The sequence below is a fragment of the Corynebacterium sp. genome, from assembly GCF_030535495.1.
Taxonomy (GTDB): domain Bacteria; phylum Actinomycetota; class Actinomycetes; order Mycobacteriales; family Mycobacteriaceae; genus Corynebacterium.
The window spans coordinates 1-2,043 of sequence record NZ_JAUNRW010000182.1 but is presented as its reverse complement, the minus strand read 5'-3'; the positions used below and the strand labels follow the sequence as shown (position 1 = coordinate 2,043).

Here is a 2,043-nt window from a genome sequence, read left to right as displayed (position 1 = left end):
CCCGCGATGGCAGGCAGCAGTCAGGCAGGGATGTCCTCATCAGAGTGATCGCCGGGGTCATGTTCCTCGGAATCGGTACCGGCCTGCTGCTGCTCGGCTGATTCGATAGCGTTGGGGGTATGAGACGTCGCCTGGTCGTCCCCCTCCTGTTCAGTACTGCCGCTTCGGTCCTCGTTGCCTGCGCCGACGACACCGACGCCCCGGCACCAGCCTCCCCAGAGTCCGCAGCTGCGGACTCCCAGGAGTACCCCGACATCCTCGAGGCCGAGCTCACCGCGTCCGGGGACGAGTTCCGCATCAGCGTCACCGTGTCCTCGCCCTACGACACCCCCGAGCGCTACGCCGACGGATGGCGCGTGCTCACCCCGGAAGGTGACGTCCTGGCCGAGCACGACCTCGCCCACGACCACCAGAACGAGCAGCCCTTCACCCGCAGCCGCGGACCCTTCGCGATCCCGGACGACGTCGATGAGGTCGTCGTCGAAGGCCGCGACCAGGACAACGGCTACGGCGGCGATACCGTGACGGTGCCGGTCCCGCGCTGACACCCGCCGTCCTGTGCTTCACTGGACCTATGACCCCGATCACACGTTATCGTGCCACCGGCGCCGACCTCCCCTTCGGACAGCCCACCCGCGCCCACCGCGGCGTATCCATGGAGGGGTACTTCTGGCGTCTGACCGATCCCGCCACCGGCCGCGTCCTCATCGCCCTGTGCGGTGCCAACGAGGGCCCGCAAGGTGCCTGGTCGACGATCGGACTGGCCGGATCCAACGGCTTCGTGCGTACCGACGCCCGCGACGGATCCTGGACCGACCCCCACCGACTGGGAGTGCGCGGCGGCGCACACCACTCCCCGTCGTTCAGCGGCGACGAGGAGCATCTGCGGGTCGACCTCGGCCCTGATGCCCGCCTGGACATCCGCTTCCACGACCTGAAGCCCTGGCCGCACCGCGCCTTCGGTGGATCGAGCGTCTTCCAGATGATCCCCGGCCTCAACCAGTACTGGCACCCGTGGCTGCTGGGCGGTCGCGCCAGCGGCACCGCGATACTCGGCGACGAGACCTGGGAGTTCACCGACGCCCAGGTCTACGGCGAGAAGAACTGGGGCCGTGAGGGTTTCCCCGAATCCTGGTGGTGGGGCCAGGCCCAGGGCTTCGCCGACACGGACGCCTGCGTCGCCTTCGCCGGCGGACTGGTCACCGCCGGGCCGATGAAGGTGGAGGTGACGGGGCTCGTCGTCAAGCTTCCCGACGCCCGCGTGCTCCGCCTCGGCAATCCCGTCATCAGCCCGGTGACCACCCGCACCACCGACGACACCTGGCATGTGTCGGGCCGCGGCTACGGCTGGGAGGTGGAGATCAACGCCTCCGCGCCGCTTGCCGACGCCTTCGTCCTCCCCGTCCCCCTCCCCAGCGAGCACCGCAACGTCCCCGGCGATCTCGAGCACCTCACCGGCGACCTGGAGATCACGGTGTCCCGCTTCGGCAGGCATGTGTGGAGCGGCCGGACATCCCTGGCTGCCCTCGAGCACGGCGGCCTCGATCGGGCGGCCGATGAGTTGCGGCGCCGCGGACTGGATCCGACACAGACGGATGCGCCGCCGGTGGGATGATCGCGGGGGTGGGACATTCGCCACAAGTAAACTTGCTACTAGATCCACGCCGTGTCCCCCCCGCCCGAACAAAATACCTGAGGTGAACGATGCCCAAATCTCTGCCTTACCTCCTCGCCCAAGCCGAAAGCCTGGCCGATCAGTTCGAGAGCTACGAGCCCCAGTCCGACGATCTCAATGCCCCCCTTCCCCCGCTTATGTCGGTCAAACTCGCCCACTTCCGACGTATCCAGGCCGAGGCGGATCTCGCCGCAGCAATCGCCATCGCCCGTGAATCCCAGATCTCCTGGCGGGCACTGGGTGATGCCCTCGGAATGAGCGGTGAGGCCGTCCGTCAGCGTTACGCCAGCTAGGACGAGTATCGGCGCCCACGTCAGCCCAGTGGCGTCCCCTGATGGAAGAACAACTGCCACTGCCCGTCTGCCCGA

Annotated in this window: 3 protein-coding genes; all 3 read left to right on the top strand. The window is 68.1% G+C overall.

Annotation, left to right across the window (positions count from 1 at the left end; translation table 11 throughout):
- Nucleotides 1-119 precede the first annotated feature (119 nt).
- The 3 genes from Q4F73_RS12370 (at nt 120) to Q4F73_RS12360 (ending at nt 1,968) form a co-directional block, all read left to right on the top strand.
- Nucleotides 120-545 carry a hypothetical protein gene (locus Q4F73_RS12370; RefSeq protein WP_303359640.1) on the top strand — a complete coding sequence of 142 codons (426 nt, stop codon included), beginning with the start codon at nt 120-122 and terminating at the stop codon, nt 543-545.
- Between the two features lie 29 nt (nt 546-574).
- The gene (locus Q4F73_RS12365; protein ID WP_303359639.1) at nt 575-1,615 is read left to right on the top strand and encodes a tocopherol cyclase family protein; all 1,041 of its coding nucleotides are present in this window, start codon (nt 575-577) and stop codon (nt 1,613-1,615) included.
- 89 nt (nt 1,616-1,704) lie between these two features.
- A complete protein-coding gene (locus Q4F73_RS12360) occupies nt 1,705-1,968 on the top strand; it encodes a hypothetical protein (RefSeq protein WP_303359638.1) in 264 nt (87 codons plus the stop codon).
- Nucleotides 1,969-2,043 lie beyond the last annotated feature (75 nt).

Coding starts and splice junctions, on each gene's coding strand:
- Q4F73_RS12370 (WP_303359640.1), top strand. CDS start 120: ATGAGACGTCGCCTGGTCGTCCCCCTCCTGTTCAGTACTGCCGCTTCG.
- Q4F73_RS12365 (WP_303359639.1), top strand. CDS start 575: ATGACCCCGATCACACGTTATCGTGCCACCGGCGCCGACCTCCCCTTC.
- Q4F73_RS12360 (WP_303359638.1), top strand. CDS start 1,705: ATGCCCAAATCTCTGCCTTACCTCCTCGCCCAAGCCGAAAGCCTGGCC.